Here is a 16,148-nt window from a genome sequence, read left to right as displayed (position 1 = left end):
CGGACGATATGTATTTCATCTATCTGCTGGTCTGCCCGCGCCTGGTATGGATAGAGGAGCAGACCGGCCATACCGCTTGTTAGCTCCGCCCGTTGATGGTGTCGCTCCAGTATTGATGAAGGGCCGGTACGTCGCCACTGGTCAGGATCGGCATCGCGCCGTGCAACTGGTCGTCCGTCCAATCCCACCATTTCATTTCCAGCAGCATTGCCACCTCTGTTTCTCCGAAACGGGTTCGGATAGGCTTGGCTGGGTTGCCGCCGACGATGGTGTATGGCTCGACATTGCGCGTCACCAGTGCGCGGGTGCCGATCACGGCCCCGTCGCCGATCCGAACGCCGGGCATGACGATCGCTTCCGAACCGATCCATACGTCGTTGCCAACGACGGTGTCACCGGCAGCCCGGTATCCATTCTCCGCACCGGCGAAGGCTTCCACTTCCGGCATCCAGAAGAAGGGGAAGGTGCTGATCCAGTCGTTGCGATGCCCCTGGTTGCCGGCCATGATGAAAGCTGCACCGGAGCCGATCGAGCAGAAGCTGCCGATAACGAGCTTGTCCGCACCTTCGTCGGGAATGAGAAAACGGGCGCAGTCGTCGAAACTGTGGCCGTGGTAATAGCCGGAATAATAGCTGTAACGGCCAACGATGATGTTGGGATTGGTGACCTGACGGTGAAGCGTGATGCCCCTGAACGGGCTCTCAAAGAAGTTCTTCATGATCTGTACCACTGAATGATGTCGTATTGCGGCGGTCGTTCACAAGCGATGACGCGCACGAACGGGTCTGGCGCCGATGGGATCGGTGTCAGGCGAAAGCTTCTCGCGCCGCTGCGCGGAAGCAGCTTCAGATGGTACAGTCTGCGGACTTCATGACTGCATGATGCGTGACGGGCATCACGAAATCAAGCTTCTGCTTGGATGCGGCCAATCCTTAGCGCGCCCGTTCCAGCATTCCGAAAAGATCGCGTGGGTCGTCTGGATCGGCAACGATATCCAGGTCCTGCGAGAATGGCGTTCCTGAAAGTTTATCGCGCACATAGCGTAGCGCCGAGAAGTCCTCGATCGCGAAGCCGACGCTGTCGAACAGGGTAATCTGACGATCATCGCGCCTGCCGTTATCGAGCCCGGCGATGACCTTCCAGAGTTCGGTCACCGGGAAGTCTTCGCTCATCTGCTGGATCTCGCCCTCAATCCGTGTCTGTGGTGGATATTCCACATAGGTGTCGGCGCGAAGCAGGATATCCGGATGCAGCTCGGTTTTTCCGGGGCAGTCACCGCCGATTGCGTTGATATGGACGCCGGAGCCGACCAGGTTATCGGTGAGGATCTGTGCGTTCTGCTTGTCGGCGGTGCAGGTCGTGATGATCTGCGAACCTTCGATGGCCGCTTCGGCCGTGCGGCAGCTTGTGACTTGCAGTCCTTTCCCTTCCAGGTTCCGCGCGGCCTTCGCCGTTGCCGCCGGATCAACGTCATACAGGCGCACGTGGTTGATCCCGACAACCGCCTTCATGGCGAGCGCTTGGAACTCGGCCTGTGCGCCATTTCCGATCAAGGCCATGGTGGTGGCGTTCCTTGGTGCAAGATGCCGCGCGGCCATGGCTGATGTTGCCGCCGTCCGCAATGCCGTCAGCAAAGTCATTTCGGTGAGGAGGATCGGGTATCCGTTCAGGACGTCCGCCAAGAGCCCGAACGCTGCAACCGTCTGGAACCCGTTCCTCGTGTTCTTCGGATGGCCATTGACGTATTTGAAGCTGTAGTTCGTGCCGTCGGAGGTCGGCATCAACTCGATCACGCCGTCGCGGGAGTGGGAGGCCAGGCGAGGGGTCTTGTCGAAGGATTCCCATCGGCGGAAGTCCTGCTCGATATAATCGCTCAACTCCTTCAGGAACGGCTCGATCCCGACGTGATGCACGAGCCGCATCATGTTCTCGACGCTCACGAAGGGAACGAGTGCTTTTGCCGAGGGCAAAGTCGCGTGCATTAGATCTACCTCTACATTGTCCGACCGTCGGCACGGGATTGTCGGCCGTAGAGACGGAAGATGGGAGGGCGATCGACCCGATCAATGGGCAAGCCCGGAGATACATCACATAACCTAGATGAGGTCTGCGAAACTGCTCGGGAACGGCGGTGAGCACGGAACGTCGATGGTCCTGCCGGTCGGCGGGCGTATTCTCTGACCTGTGTTGGCCCAAGCGCGGGGGGACATATGGGCGCCTACTACCGCCCCAGCCAGACCGTACCAAAAGGAAATCGTCGGATTTTCATGGATCGACCAGATGTTGATCAGTCTTGAGGGGCCGCTTTACCAGGGGGAGGGGCATCGGCAACGATGACCTCAACCCCTGCGGCCTGCAGGCTGGTCAGAACCGCGGATGGAGGCAAGGCGTCCGTGACCAAACGCGAAACTTGGTGAGACTGACAGACGAGGACGAGGGCGGTCTTATCCAGCTTGGAGGAGTCGACAAGCACCGTGACTTGCCTTGCCCGGCTCATCATCGCGCGCGCGGTATAGGCTGCATCGGCGACGAAATCCATGAAACGCCCGCCGCTGTCGACAGCCCCCACCGTCAGGACAGCGTGATCTGTGCTTAGCATTTGGATCTGATCGTTCGTGATTGAGCCCAGTGTTTCGCCACACTCGTGGTAATATTGCCCCCCTAAAAGAAACACGCTGTTGCCGCCTGGAGGTTTGGATGCAGCATGCGCAACGTGCTGCGAGTTGGTGAAGATGGTGATGCCCCTTTTTTCAGCGAGCGCCTCTGCAAAAAGAATGGTCGTTGAGCCGGAGTCGATCAGGAGGCTGTCACCCTCTCCAAAGAGTTCGGCAGCCCTCTTTCCAATCCGGTATTTTGCGTCCCGATTAAGCTCCAGCCGAGATCCGAACGTGTCTTCCTGGGCCGATTGCAGCCTCACCGCCCCGCCGTGAATCTTGCGCAGCAGGCCTTGTTCCGCAAGCGAGGTCAGGTCACGCCGCACCGTCTCCCGCGACGCATCCAGCCACTCGGCCAGATCGACAACCATGGCTCGCCCATCGCGGTAGACACGCTTGAGGATCGCAGACTGACGTGCCTTCACAGCATTGCGCTCCCTCGCTTCCTTGCGTTCCATCTAGATCCTCAGCTTCCGATCGGCATAAGCTCACACCTGACGAGCCGGCTCATACATGTCTTTGCGTGTAGTTTTCGGCGGTGAGCGAGATCGTTCGCCAGCCTAAGTTCCGGGTCAAGACGAGGCGACTGCTGCACCAAACTGCTGGACGCTTTCACGGGCGCTACGGAAGGTCTCGGCCCAGTGAGCGGGAATATCGCGCGGCTGAAGAAGCCGGCCCGTTGGCTTGCATTCGATTTCGTCGCCGGCGCCCCGTGCTGCGAGCTGCGCGCAGCCAAGCGCGGTGAGCTCTGGCTCGTGCGAAATCAGAACCGGCGAACCAAGCACATCGGCCAGGAATTGGCAGAACCACGGATTTTGGCTCATGCCACCGTCGATGCTGATCGGCCCGGCCTTGCCGGCAATGTTCGCCATGGAGGCTTTGACCTCGGCAACACGGAAGGCAACGCCTTCCAGCACGGCCTGCACCATGTCGGTTTTCGATGTGTCCAGTGACAGCCCCATCCACGCCCCCCGGGCGTTGCGGTCCCAATGAGGGCAAGCGAGACCGGCGAGGGCAGGAACGAAAGCCAAGCCCCGTGCAATCGCAGGCTCGGCATCGAAGCGGTTGATCTCGTCGAAGCCGGAGAAGAGACCGATCTGGCGCGCGAAGTTGACGGCGGATGACGCAGCGTAGACTCCGCCATCAAGCGCATAGACCGGCGGCTTGCCCGCCTCGACCCAAGCGATGGTCGGGAGCACCCCGGGTGTACGTAAAAGCCGATCGGTCAATGTCAGGGCGAAAGCGCCGGTACCGAAGGTAATCTTGGCATCCCCGGCGTTGCGGGCGCCATGGCCATAAAGTGCTGCCTGCTGATCAACGATCGAAGCTGTCAACGGAAGTCCGTTAGAGAAGCTGCCAAGCGCGCCGGTTGTGGAGCGAATGGGCGGCAGGGCCTCGATGGGCACGCCGAACATTGCGCAGAGCTCCGGGTCCCATTCAAGGATAGCAAGGTTGAGGAGGCTCGTTCGGGAGGCCGTTGTCGGATCCGTCGCGAACTCACCCGTCAGCCGATCGCGGAAGAACGCATCGGTGGTGCCCAGACGCAGCCGGTTTTGTGCGAGGAGGGTCCGTGCCTGCGGAATGTTTTCGACGATCCAGCCCAGTTTCGTCGCGGAGAAATACGGATCGAGCGGCAGGCCCGCCCGCTCGAGCGTTAGCGTTTCCGCCCCCTCCGACTTGAGCCTGTCGCAAACATTGGCGGTCCGAGCATCTTGCCAGACAATCACCGGCGAGATCGCCGTCTTGGTGTCCGCATCCCAGGCGAGACAGCTTTCTCCTTGGTTGGCGAGACCGACGCAATCCACCTCTGGGGCGGCGCCGAGGCACGCGACGAGATTGGTGATCAGTTCTTCGGGGTCGTGCTCGACGAGGCCCGGCGCGGGATAAATCTGCTGGTGTTCGAAGGAATGCACAAGCCGGATCCCGGCTTCGTCCAGGATGAGCGCCCGGGTCGACGTCGTTCCCTGATCAATCGCAAGAACTCTCACGTTTCCTCCAGCACGATCTCGACCGGAGCGGCATGCGGCGGTAGCGGCACGGTAATGCGGCGCTCGGGGCGGCTGTCGATCCTGATCGATGAGTATTCGACCCCTGCGGCTCTCACCGATAGGCGCCCCTTAACCGGGCGATTGACGCGCAGCTGGAACCGGCGGTGTGCGGTTTCACCTACCCTGCCAAAACGTTGCGGGACGACCCAGGAAAGCGCGTCGCCTTTCAGCGTGACCGAGTGTTGCGAATCTTGCGGCAGTGAGCCCGCCAGTGCAGCCGTGATCGAGCGCGCAACTGCGAATCCTTCGGCCCAACTCCATCCGGCGGTCTCGACCGGACGAAGCAGGTTGCCGGCGGCGAAATAGGCAGGGTCGGAGCAGCGACCGAATGCGTCGATCACGGGACCACCGGTCGCCCTGTCCTTCTCGAGATGGCTGCCGTCGAACAGCGTTGCCTCGGGCCGGAACATGCCGGTGACAATCACACCGTCGGTCTCGATCACGCGCGTTCCTGCGGGACCGTCAACAACAACGCGCTCCACCCGTTCGCGGCCTTCAATGGCGCGGATCGTCGTCGACAGATACAGGGGGACTCCCTTGATTTGCGGGTATAGCGCGGCCGGCCAGCGTGCTGTCGGCTGCGCATTCTGTTCGATCATGGCCACCGGTTTGATCCCGGCATGGCGGCAAGTCATGATTGCGGAGAAGGATACGAGTTCCGTCCCAAGGATGACCGGGCGGCGAAACGGACGACGGCCTTCAAGGTAAACCATGCTCTGCAGTGCGCCGGTCGGAATGATGCCGCCCGGCTTCTCGCCACCGATAAGGCGTTGCGCGCGAGAACTTTCACGCACCCCCGTGGCGATCAGCACGATCTTTGCGTCAATTGTTGTTACGCCAGCGTCCGATGTCACCGTAACGCGTGGGCCAGGTTCGAGCCCGACGACGTTGACGCGCGTTGCGATCTGAACGCCAGCCTCAACTGCCCGCGCGACAAGTGCACGCGCGTAGTCGGGACCCTTCATCAGCCGGCGAAACTCGCGCAGTCCAAAGGGGTAATGTCCGCAATGGCGGGGAATGCCGCCCGCCGTTGATTCGCGGTCCACGACAAGAACGCGTGCGGACTTCGCAAGGATTGTCGCGGCGCCAAGCCCTGCGGGTCCTGCACCGATGACGAGGACGTCGGTTTCCTGCGGCAGCGTCGTCATTGCGCCTTCTCCGCCATCGGCCGGTCGAAGTGGCCTTCGGTGAGGCGGGCCAATTCGGCCGAGCAGAAGAAGCCCTGGCAGCGGCCCATGGTGACGCGTGTGCGTCGCTTCAGTCCCGCAAGCGAATTCGTCGGCACGGGACCATCCAGAGCTTTCTGAATTTCGCGCTTCGTCGCGAGCTCGCAGTGACAGATGATGCCGCCATGACCTTCGGTTTGCCAGTCACGCGGGAAAAATTCGCTGATGTTGGGAACTGTAGGCCACACAGGATCAGCGGGTGCCGCAAGATTTAGCTCTGCGAGTTTGAGCACGTGTTGCGCAATACCGAGCGCTGCCGACAAGCCGGTCGAGCGGATGCCGCCGACAGTGATGTATGTCCTGTCATGGGCAGTGATGCGGTAGTCCTTGAACTCCGTGGCAGGTCGCAGCCCGGCATATATGGCCGTTGCCTGCTGGTCCTTTAGCGCGGGCAGAATCTCCTCGCCACGCCTCTTGAGCGCTTCGAGTGTTTCCGTGACCAACACCGCATGCTCGCGGTCGTCCTGATCTTCCGCCGTCGGGCCAACAAGGAGGTTGCCGAACGCAGTGCGGCACACAACGACGCCCTTGGTGATCTTGTTCGGCACCGGCAGGAGGATATGCGATGCGAGCTTCGCGGCGGGTTTGTCGTAAACGACAAACTGGCCCTTGCGCGGCTTGATGTGGAAGTCGCGGCGGCCGATCAGCTTTTCATCCAGCAAATCGCCCCAGAGGCCGGCGGCATTGATGACTAAACCGACATCGACTGTTCCACGCGATGTCTCTAGCACCCAACCATTATCGCTGCGCCGGCCGGCGGTCACCTCTGCACCGCGCAGGACCTCGGCTCCGTTCTCGATTGCCTGCAGGAGGTAGGCATAGGGAGCTGACCATGGGTCGATGAGATGCTCGCGAGGCACCCGGAAAGCCGCACGCGCGCCTTTGCCGAGGCCGGGTTCCGCCCGTCGCATTGCCGTCTCATCCAGCGCCTCGACATCCGCGACGCCGTTTTGGTGCGCCTGTTCCATCAGGGTCGGCAGGAGCGCTTCTTCTTCCTCGCTCCAGGCGACGACGAGTGCGCCGGACTTAATAAGCGGCAGGCCGAGCTTCCCATGTATCTCAAGATATTCGGCATAACCGGTCGCGACACAGGTCTGTTCGAGCGAGCCAACGGGTGCGTCGAAACCGGTGTGCAGGATCGCAGAATTTCCCTTGGAGGCCCCGTCAAGGATGTCCACCGCCTTTTCGATCACTGCGACACGTGCACCCGCCAGCGCAAACCGCCGTGCTAGTGCGCAGCCGACCACACCCGCGCCGATGACGGCAACGTCGAAACGACCAGGGAGCGCAGAAACATCGTGAGACATGGAGCTTTTTGACCGGACTGACTCAATCTGCTGAGAAATGCCCAGATAGTCAATCGTCGCTACAGGAAATGCCCGGATGCCTCGTTGGCGGCAAACTATTTTGTTGACACGGTCATTGACCTGTCCACAATTGCCATCAGCCAATCATAAGAATTGGAAGGGGACTGCTGAAGTGACGCCGGACACGATTAGAGTGGCCAGTTGGCCTTGTGGTGCGCGATGGGGAGGATGCCGAGATCGGGCCTCGCCGCCGAATCTGGAAATCCTCACGTCAACACCAGGTTTTAACGCACGCTGCTTGGCAACAGTACGCTCCTGAAGTTCTATCGCTGACTGTGGCGCTTCACCGCGAACGGCCAGTTGTGCCATCTTGCGGGATGGCGGGTGGCCGGCAATTCTGGGAACGTCGCTGCCGTGACACTGCACGAGAGAAAGATTTCTTCGCGAAAGGTAGTAAATGTCGTCGGTCGTTAGATCCTACGTGCGGTTCATGGATCACCTTGCGAATTTCATAGGCGAGTTCGCCAAGTATCTCATCTATCTGATGATCCTCGTGCTCTTGTTCGACGTCATCTCGGACAAGGCATTCAACCAGGTCCAGAACTGGACCGTCGAAACGGCGCAGTTCACGCTCGCTGCCTTCTACTTCCTTGCCGGACCCAAGACGCTGAAGGATGATACGCATGTGCGTCTCGACCTGATCTACGCGCACCTGTCCGAACGTGGCAGAGCCATCATCGACATGATCACGGTCTGGATCGTGATGTTTTACCTCGCGGTGATGCTGTGGGGTGCGACGTCCTCGCTCAAGTATTCCTGGATGACTAAACAGAAGCTCCCCTCGCTTTGGGCCCCCTCGCTGGTGCCGATCAAGGTGCTGATGGTGATCTGCATCGTGCTTATGATCCTCCAGTGCATTTCGATTTTCTTCAAAGACGTCGCCAAGGCGCAGGGCAAGGTGCTTGCATGAGCTATGAAATGATCGCCCTCATGATGTTCGCTGGCATGGTATTCCTCATGCTGACCGGACAGAGGGTTTTCGCAATGATCGGCGCGGTAGCCGCGGCAAGCGCGCTCTCGCTTTATGGCAACGCGTCTGCCGAACTGCCCTTCAACGCAGCCTTCAAGCTGTTTTCATGGCACGCGCTACTGACCCTGCCGCTTTTTGTCTACATGGGGCACATGCTCTCCAAGAGCGGTATCGCCGAAGAGCTCTACCAGATGATGCATGTCTGGTTCGGAAAGCTGTCCGGCGGCCTGGCGTTGGGCACGATCCTGCTGATGGTCATCATCAGCGCGATCAACGGCTTGTCTGTCGCGGGCCTCGCAATCGGCTCGGCAATCGCGCTGCCGGAAATGCTGCGTCGCGGTTACGACAAGGTGCTCATCACCGGTGTCGTGCAGGGCGGCTCGACGCTTGGCATCCTGCTGCCGCCGTCGGTGGTGATGGTTCTGTTCGCGGTAATCGCGCGTCAGCCGGTGTCCGACCTATGGCTGGCCGGCGTTTTCCCGGGCCTGATCATGGCAGTGATCTTCGCGATCTATGTCTATGTCCGCGTCAAGCTGAACCCGTCGCTGGCTCCAAAACTCAGCGAGGATGAGTTGGCTATGCCGCTGCGACAGAAGCTTCTGCTGCTGCGTGCCGGTATTATTCCGATTGTCATCTTTATGCTGATGATTGGCCTCTTCATCACCGGCTACACCAGCCTCTTGGAATCCGCCGCTGTCGGCGCAGCCTCCGCAACCGTCGCAGCCGCCATAAAGGGTCGGCTGTCGCTTGCCCTGCTCAATGAGACCGCGCGCGAGACCATGTCGATCACCGCGCTGTTTATGTGGGTGATCCTCGGCGCGCTCGCCTTCTCGTCGGTCTTTGACGGGATTGGCGCCGTGCGGGCCATCGAGAATGTCTTCATTCACAACTGGGAACTTTCGCCCTGGGCGGTCATCATCCTGATGCAGCTCAGCTTCATCCTGATGGGCATGTTCCTCGACGACACCGCGATGCTCGTCATCGTCGCGCCGCTCTACATTCCGCTCGTCGCGCGCCTTGATCTTGGTATCGACCACCAGATGATCTGGTTCGGCATTCTCTACACGATGACCTGCCAGATCGCCTATATCAGCCCGCCTTTCGGCTACAATTTGTTCCTGATGCGCGGTCTGGCCCCGAAGGAGATCACCCTGGTCGACATCTACAAGTCGATTTGGCCCTTCGTTATCATGATCATGCTCACGATCGCACTTCTCATGATCTTCCCGCAGATCGCGACATGGCTGCCGAACTACGTACGCAATGGCTAACAATCAATAAGAACCGAAGGAGAGTGGAATGACTGAAATCATCAAGCCGCAGACGCCGTCCGAGCGTATCCTCGCGAGCCGTCGCAAGTTCCTTGCGGCCGCTGGTCTCGCCGCCCCGGCTGCACTTGCAACGCCCGCAATTGTGCGCGCGCAGGCACCGATCAAGTGGCGTCTCCAGACCTATTCAGGCGCACCGCTCGGTGCGCACGTCATCAAGCCGCAGATCGACGCGTTCAACGCGGCCGCCAACGGCGAAATGGAAATCGAACTCTATTATGCCGACCAGCTGGTTCCGACGGCCGAACTGTTCCGCGCGCTGCAGAACGGCACGCTCGACGCGATCCAGTCGGACGAAGCCACCATGGCCTCGCCGGTCGATATCGCCGTTTTCGGCGGCTACTTCCCGTTCGCAACCCGCTTCAGCCTCGATGTCGCGGCGATGTTCATGTACTACGGCCTCGATAAGATCTGGGAGGAAGCTTACGCCGACGTCGAGAACGTCACGTACCTGTCCACCGGCGCCTGGGATCCCCTCCACATCTTCACCGTCAACAAGCCGATCCGCAGCCTTGCCGACTTCAACGGCCTGCGCGTCTTCGGCGTGCCGACTGCGGGCCGCTTCCTGTCTCGCTATGGCATGATCCCGGTTACCGTGCCTTGGGACGACGTTGAAGTGGCAATGCGTACCGGCGATCTCGACGGCGTGGCATGGTGCGGCTTCACCGAAACCTACGAAGTTGGCTGGGCGGACGTCTGCAAATACGCCCTGTCCAACTCGGTCACCGGCGCATGGTTCGGCTCCTACTTCGCCAACACCGAAAGCTGGAAAAAGGTGCCGCCGCACCTGCAGCAGCTCTACCGCACGACGATCGACCAGTCGCACTATTACCGCAACGTCTGGTACTGGGGCGGCGAAGCACAGCTGCGCGTCCACGGCGAAAAGCTCGAGCAGACTTCGCTGCCGGCCGAAGAATGGGCACAGGTCACCAAGGATGCGGAAAGCTTCTGGGATGAAATGGCGTCCGAATCCGAACGCGCGGCGAAGGTTGTCGCAATCTTCAAGAAATACGCTGCCGACCAGCAGAAGGCCGGCTACCCCTATCGCTAAGCGGTCCTGATAGTAGAAACATACGCCTGCCGGATTTCACATCCGGCAGGCGTTTCTTCATGTGCTTGGCGGCTACGGTACCCGTGCTCTGCCAATATTTCGCCCTAGTGGACTAGGCCTTCACATACCCCAGGCCTTCGACGATCTTCCCGTCGCGGACCCGCATGATGGTGACGCCTCTGACGCGGTCGGCTTCTCCTTTTCCCCACTGCAAGCTCCAGCGAATGGTGCCCCTGTCGTCACCTGCCCATATCTCTTCGAGAGAAAAAGCAAGGCCGCCATTCGAGGCGATGCCTTTCCAGAACGAGAGGCAGGCGTTGCGACCCTCGAAACGTGCGCCATCCGGCGCCGGGCTTGTGTTCTCGAGGACGCAGCTTTCGTCAATCAGATCATCAAGATCGTCCGGACGGTGCTGCTCGAATGCAGCGTTGAACCGTTCGAGGATACTGTGGGTCACGTTGCTTGGGTCGATCATTGCCTCACCTCGTAAGCTGTCTTCCCGGGACCGGTGAAGTTGACGGTGGTGAGGATATCGCGTGGCCGTGGCCGGTGGTGGATCGAAAGTTGCTCTTCTCGGCTAAAGTTGAACTGGTCGCATTTAGCGACCACCTCGTATCGCCTGCCGCATCTCGTGTGGCCGCACCCCGAACTGGCCACGGAATTGCGAACGGAAATGGTGCAGGTTCTCGAAGCCAAGCGAATAGGCTATTTCCCCAACAGTACGATTGGTCGTGACAAGCTCCCGCTTGGCGCGGTCCAGGCGACGCGCCAACACATAACGATGCGGCGGCAGACCGACCGTCCGCTTGAACGATCGTGCAAAGTGGTAAGGGCTGAGACAGGCTTCTCCGGCAAGATCACGGAGAGTGAGGGGCGCCGTCAACTGATCTTCTATTCGCTCCATCACCCGCTTCAGGCGCCTTGGACTTAAAAGCTTCGCGCTTCCCGCCGGTTGCCCAGCGCCCACCACCTGCCGTGCCAGGATGTGCTCGATCGTGCTGATCTCCATCGTCGAGAGATGATGCAGGCCAAGCGTCGCCCTGCGGAGAACGTGGGCGATTCCAATAATATTTCCTTCTACAGTGAACCGGGGACGCGGGTTCTTGTCGAGGGTGGGAATAAATTTGCTGCGCAGATCGCCGCTGCACTCTGCTTCCTCGGCCAGCAGCCCCTCGTCGAAATAGATTTCGAGGGTGTCGCTGAATTCCGGCACGCGCAGAAGTGTCGTCGGCTCTTCCCCAATGACGTAGAAACCGCCGGGTGCGACAGAGACGTCATATGTTCGTCCGCCCTGCTCAAGCGCAACGTGATCATGTTCTGAGAAGACGACCTCAAGCCGGTGCTTGCGCGTCCGCGACGCGCCTTCGAAAGGTGGCATCCAGGCGTAAACGACTTCGACATGCGGAAGCATCAGCCGATGCCGCTGCTCAACTTGGTAGAGCTGGTGCAAACCCGCTCGATGGCTCTCTGACATCAGGCACCTCCAGAAAGGATGGCATCCAGCGTAAACTCGATGGGGCCGCGGTGCAGCGAAGACATCTCTCCACCAGATCAAAGATCGGCGGATTGCTCAAGTCAGTCTTTTAGAATGTGAGCAAAAACCGATCCTCTCGAACACGGGCGCACCTTCTAGCCTGACAACGCAGCCGCTCGATGGAGGGCGGCTGTAGCCGAGGGAATGAACCAAGGAGTTTCGGAATGGTGACGGGATTTAGGACATTATTGCTTCGCGGGCTGACCACGTGGCTTCTCTTCGGTTTGACCGCTGGAGCGGGTTCCGCAGCCGCCCAAGACGCTTCTTCGAGCCTCGAGGGACGATACGCCGGCAATGCGGCACTCGGCACGCAACCCCGATTTCCGATACATCTTGAACTGCGGGAGACGGACGGAACGATAACGGGAACAATCACGATCCCCGGCAACAGCTTTACATTCGATGCACCTGCGGCGGGCGACAGCATCGATGCCACGTTCCGAGGTGAAAGCGGTGACGGCACGCTGACGCTGCGCAAGACTGATGGCGGCTTAAGCGGCACATTCTCTTTCCAAAACCAGCCCGGGGCAATGGACCTCCAACCCACGTCCCAGAGTGCAGACGACTTGTTCCGCCCACGACAGCAGAACCTCGACTTATCCAAACAGCAATGGCTGGAAGATCTTGATGCATTGGCCGAGTTCCTGACGCGGCAACATGCCTCGCCGTTTCATCGCGTTCCAGAAGAGGTATTTGACCGCCAGGTCGCGGAATTACGTCTCGCGATTTCGCGCCTCGACGGGGCAAGCATCGCGATCGAGTTCCGCAAGCTCGCCGCCTTGATTGGCGATGGCCACACGTTCGTGGAGGCGCTGCATGACCGTCCTGCCTTGCCCATCGAGCTCTTCTGGTTCGATGACGGGATCCGCGTTGTTGGCGCGGCGATCTCACAGCAAAACCTGTTGGGCGCGAGGCTGCTCACCATATCCGGGCTCCAGGCGAGCGACTTGGTTGAGCGACTGCGCCCTCTTGTTCCCCAAAGCGGGACGCCCTGGTTTTATCGCGAGAAGCTACCGGGTCTGCTGCGCGATCCTGATGCTCTGAGCTCGGAAGGAATCGATTTTAGCAAGCCTGTCCCTTTCACCTTCGAAACAGTGGATGGCGCTCAGGTTGAAGCTCACCTCACTCCGGAAGCCAGGGACGCTGATCTGCTCCCGTTCTCGGGCAACTTGCCGCTTTGGTTGAGGCAGAAGCAGCAGGGGTTCTGGAGTGAATGGATCGGGAATGATGCAATCTATGTGAACTGGCGCTCCTATGACGGATTGTCGGCAAGCGTCACCCAGTTGATGCAGGAACTGGACGAAAAGCGGCCACGCAAGCTGATGATTGACCTGAGGGACAACAGCGGTGGCGACTTCCAGTTGGGGCGGAAATTCCTGGAGCAGATCAGAGATCGATCCTGGCTCAACCGTGAAGGCGCGCTTTACGTGCTTATCGGCCGCAAGACCTTCTCGGCGGCCATGACCAACGCTGTCGACTTCAAGACGACAACCAACGCGATTTTGATGTGCGAGCCCGCCGGCGCGGCGCCAAACAATTGGCAGGAAGTGCGCCGAACCTATCTCCGACATTCCGGGTTGCAAGTCAGCGTATCAACGCAGCATTACGAATTTCTGCCTGGAGAGCACCAAGTTGAGCCCGACCATCAGGTGCTGCCAAGCCTGAGCGACTGGAGTGATCCGCAGGATGCGTGTGTTCGAGCTGTTCTCAACCAGCCGATCTCGGAAGCGAAATAGACCGTCAGCTTTAGCCAAACCTTCTGTCGGAGAAGAACAAAAGTGGGACGTCACCCAAACGGGGGAAGAAAACGGCCGGCCGAAGTGCAAGGTAACAAGGTACCTTGCGGAGGCCTGAATGTCGCGCATCAAAATCCGGAACAAAAAAGGGTTTGCCCTCGCGGTTCAAGATGTCAGGAGCGATCCTGAGGAAACGCATTTCGTGCGAGAGGTATCACGCGACGCGTGCGACGTTCTGACAGCCTGTGGCCTTGACGGATGGAGTAATGACGGAGCGTCGCAGCGTTATCATTTGCGCGGCGAGAACAAGCTGTTTCGTGCCGCCTTCGAGCTCTTTTCGGTGACCTGTCCCCGCTGCTTGCTGGCTTGCAAGAGTGTCGCCGAAATACCCGCGGCCGTCGTCACGCAACCTGGGCAAGACCAGGTGCCTCCTCGCGATGAATAACACAATTCGGGGAGAGCCAGAACACTACTCCGCCGCTGCCAGCGGTCTCTCGTTCACAGGGATGAATGGCCTCAACTCCTGCACGGCGAAATCTATGCGCTGCGACAGTGCTTCAGAGGAAACCTTGTAGTCTGTGAAGTCACGGTCCGACGCATAGATGGCGGTCGGCATGACGTGCGACATGAAGAACCCGAACAGCGGGCGTAGCTGATGCTCGACCATAAGGGCATGCCGATCCCCACCGCCCGTGCCAACGATGATCACCGGCTTGCCGCGCAGTTCGTGCGGCTCGATCAGGTCGATCAGGTGTTTGAAAATCCCGGGATAAGAGCCTTTGAAGGTCGGCGAGCCGACAACGAGTGCATCGGCAGACACGATCTGCGCGAGCACCTTGTGGGCCTGTTCGTCCAGGTCCTTTCGCCACTGCGCGCGCCCAAGCGATGGTCCGACATCATGCAGGTCGAAGATGGTGGACGCGACTCCATAGGCGCATGACGTCTTTGACAGAACCTCATCCACGAGCGCATATGTCTTGGACGGCCGGTTAAAGCTCCCAGCAAGTCCAACCAGTTTGAATGCCATCAACGATCTCCCGGAGCTCAACAATGAAGGGCAATATGATCTACCGCGGCGCTGAACCAAAGGCATGCCGAACCGAAGTTTCGGCAGCCTGAGGAATTTCTGTCGCGGTCGGGTGGCGAACCGGTGCGGCTGGCACAGCAACGCGCGGTCAACTTCTCGGCAGGCCCGGTGGATTGGTTCGTGATTCCGGAAGAGCCTCTTCCGAAAGCTGCCAGCGGGGGAGGATCTTGGCATAGGTGCCGTTCTTGATCGCAAGATAAAATCTTTTCGCTAAGATTAGCGTCGCACCGTCGGTTATCACTCCGTTGTTGAAAGTCGATGCCATCAGCATGGCGAGCGCTGAACCTCTTCGCGCAGCCATTCACAAAAGCCATGTACCACCCGACGCTGGTCGCCTTCGTGGATCAGCGCGAAGTACCAGTCCGGCCCTTTCAACACCGTGGCGAGCGGCGCGATGAGCAGACCCTCATCGAGGAGTGGCTGAAAGAGTGTGGGCGACAGCAAGGCGACGCCGAGGCCTCGCACCGCCGCATTGGCGGTCAACTCGAACATCGAATAGTCAACAGGCGTGAAGCGTAGGACACTCGGCATCGGGCGCTCGGCGCGCGTAAACCATTTCGCCCAGTCAGGATGGGGCAGGAGGTCGAAGTCGGCCAGATCCTCTGGCGTAACAATGATTCGAGACCCGAGCAGGCTGGGCGCGATCATTGGCGTCACGTCGACAGGCATCAGAGGGCATTCGTCAAGCCTATCCCATCCGCCGCGACCCGTTCGGATGGCTATGTCGAAGGCTGTCGGGTCACGCTCGTCGGAGAGATGTCGAGTTCGATTGCAGCGCCACCCGCGTCGCGATAGCCGGGGAGGCGGGAGCAAGCCAGCGGGACGCGAAGGTTGGCGGCACGGTGACCCGCAGCGGCGTTGTCCGAGCCTGGAACCTGTCGAGGGCGTTGTTGATGTCGTTCAATGCCTTGCGGACTGACCCGGCCAGCGCCACCGCGGCTGGTGTCGGAACAACCCTGCGGCCGACGCGGGTAAACAGCGGCTGACCGAGTTCTGCTTCAAGGCTGCGAATGCGCAGGCTGACGGCGGCGGGTGTGAGCGCAAGGCGATCGGCAGCGCCGGCAAAGCTGCCGACGGCCACGCACATCTCCAAAATCCGAAGCGACTCAACAGATGGTCGAATGATTAGTTTTCCTTGTTACATCGC

At 59.9% G+C, this 16,148-nt stretch carries 16 protein-coding genes and 1 pseudogene; 5 read left to right on the top strand and 12 right to left on the bottom strand.

The genetic code is table 11. From position 1 onward, the window contains the following. Nucleotides 1–79: 79 nt before the first annotated feature. The 6 genes from catB to M0654_RS08415 form a co-directional block, all read right to left on the bottom strand. Entirely contained in the window at nt 80–718 is a 639-nt protein-coding gene (gene catB, locus M0654_RS08440; protein WP_248682712.1) for a type B chloramphenicol O-acetyltransferase, read from the bottom strand. A 214-nt stretch (nt 719–932) separates the two neighbouring features. Next, nucleotides 933–1,982 carry an ornithine cyclodeaminase gene (locus M0654_RS08435; RefSeq protein WP_248682711.1) on the bottom strand — a complete coding sequence of 350 codons (1,050 nt, stop codon included), beginning with the start codon at nt 1,980–1,982 and terminating at the stop codon, nt 933–935. Between the two features lie 305 nt (nt 1,983–2,287). Continuing rightward, nucleotides 2,288–3,112, bottom strand: a complete 825-nt coding sequence (locus M0654_RS08430; RefSeq protein WP_248682710.1) for a DeoR/GlpR family DNA-binding transcription regulator — start codon at nt 3,110–3,112, stop codon at nt 2,288–2,290. Nucleotides 3,113–3,226: 114 nt separating this feature from the next. Further along, entirely contained in the window at nt 3,227–4,642 is a 1,416-nt protein-coding gene (locus M0654_RS22870) for an FGGY family carbohydrate kinase (protein ID WP_248682709.1), read from the bottom strand. Next, nucleotides 4,639–5,850: an NAD(P)/FAD-dependent oxidoreductase gene (locus tag M0654_RS08420; protein WP_248682708.1), complete on the bottom strand. Its 1,212-nt coding sequence runs from the start codon at nt 5,848–5,850 to the stop codon at nt 4,639–4,641. The genes M0654_RS22870 and M0654_RS08420 overlap by 4 nt, the downstream gene beginning before the upstream one ends. Next, nucleotides 5,847–7,235, bottom strand: a complete 1,389-nt coding sequence (locus M0654_RS08415) for an NAD(P)/FAD-dependent oxidoreductase (RefSeq protein ID WP_248682707.1) — start codon at nt 7,233–7,235, stop codon at nt 5,847–5,849. The genes M0654_RS08420 and M0654_RS08415 overlap by 4 nt, the downstream gene beginning before the upstream one ends. Before the next feature lie 490 nt (nt 7,236–7,725). Between M0654_RS08415 and M0654_RS08410 the strand changes: the two genes are divergently transcribed. The 3 genes from M0654_RS08410 to M0654_RS08400 are packed head-to-tail and all read left to right on the top strand — an operon-like array spanning nt 7,726 to nt 10,644. Next, nucleotides 7,726–8,205 (top strand): TRAP transporter small permease subunit, encoded by a 480-nt coding sequence (locus M0654_RS08410; RefSeq protein WP_248682706.1) that lies wholly within the window; start codon nt 7,726–7,728, stop codon nt 8,203–8,205. Further along, nucleotides 8,202–9,536 carry a TRAP transporter large permease gene (locus M0654_RS08405; protein ID WP_248682705.1) on the top strand — a complete coding sequence of 445 codons (1,335 nt, stop codon included), beginning with the start codon at nt 8,202–8,204 and terminating at the stop codon, nt 9,534–9,536. Before M0654_RS08410 ends, M0654_RS08405 begins: the two co-directional genes overlap by 4 nt. 28 nt (nt 9,537–9,564) lie before the next feature. Beyond that, nucleotides 9,565–10,644, top strand: a complete 1,080-nt coding sequence (locus M0654_RS08400) for a C4-dicarboxylate ABC transporter (RefSeq protein ID WP_248682704.1) — start codon at nt 9,565–9,567, stop codon at nt 10,642–10,644. A gap of 112 nt (nt 10,645–10,756) precedes the next feature. On the opposite strand, the gene M0654_RS08395 is transcribed toward M0654_RS08400, so the two are convergent. Continuing rightward, nucleotides 10,757–11,119, bottom strand: a complete 363-nt coding sequence (locus M0654_RS08395) for a nuclear transport factor 2 family protein (RefSeq protein WP_248682703.1) — start codon at nt 11,117–11,119, stop codon at nt 10,757–10,759. 123 nt (nt 11,120–11,242) lie between these two features. Beyond that, nucleotides 11,243–12,094, bottom strand: a complete 852-nt coding sequence (locus M0654_RS08390) for an AraC family transcriptional regulator (RefSeq protein WP_248682702.1) — start codon at nt 12,092–12,094, stop codon at nt 11,243–11,245. A gap of 248 nt (nt 12,095–12,342) precedes the next feature. Here M0654_RS08390 and M0654_RS08385 point away from each other — a divergent pair, with 248 nt between their 5' ends. Beyond that, nucleotides 12,343–13,914: a hypothetical protein gene (locus M0654_RS08385; protein WP_248682701.1), complete on the top strand. Its 1,572-nt coding sequence runs from the start codon at nt 12,343–12,345 to the stop codon at nt 13,912–13,914. A gap of 118 nt (nt 13,915–14,032) precedes the next feature. Further along, nucleotides 14,033–14,359: a hypothetical protein gene (locus M0654_RS08380; RefSeq protein WP_248682700.1), complete on the top strand. Its 327-nt coding sequence runs from the start codon at nt 14,033–14,035 to the stop codon at nt 14,357–14,359. A 24-nt stretch (nt 14,360–14,383) separates the two neighbouring features. On the opposite strand, the gene msuE is transcribed toward M0654_RS08380, so the two are convergent. The 4 genes and pseudogenes from msuE to M0654_RS22860 all read right to left on the bottom strand — a co-directional run bounded on the left by msuE (nt 14,384) and on the right by M0654_RS22860 (nt 16,082). Then, on the bottom strand, nt 14,384–14,944 hold the full coding sequence (gene msuE, locus M0654_RS08375; RefSeq protein ID WP_248682699.1) for an FMN reductase: 561 nt from the start codon (nt 14,942–14,944) through the stop codon (nt 14,384–14,386). Between the two features lie 145 nt (nt 14,945–15,089). Further along, a pseudogene (locus M0654_RS08370) lies at nt 15,090–15,191 on the bottom strand (ABC transporter substrate-binding protein); the annotation flags it as partial. 74 nt (nt 15,192–15,265) lie between these two features. Continuing rightward, a complete protein-coding gene (locus tag M0654_RS22865) occupies nt 15,266–15,670 on the bottom strand; it encodes a LysR substrate-binding domain-containing protein (RefSeq protein WP_313791076.1) in 405 nt (134 codons plus the stop codon). Between the two features lie 70 nt (nt 15,671–15,740). Continuing rightward, nucleotides 15,741–16,082: a LysR family transcriptional regulator gene (locus M0654_RS22860; RefSeq protein WP_313791075.1), complete on the bottom strand. Its 342-nt coding sequence runs from the start codon at nt 16,080–16,082 to the stop codon at nt 15,741–15,743. Nucleotides 16,083–16,148: the final 66 nt, after the last annotated feature.

The organism is Neorhizobium turbinariae (assembly GCF_023223505.1).
Lineage (GTDB): Bacteria > Pseudomonadota > Alphaproteobacteria > Rhizobiales > Rhizobiaceae > Neorhizobium > Neorhizobium turbinariae.
Note: the sequence above shows the minus strand (reverse complement) of the source record. Positions and strands in the feature narration are given on the sequence as shown.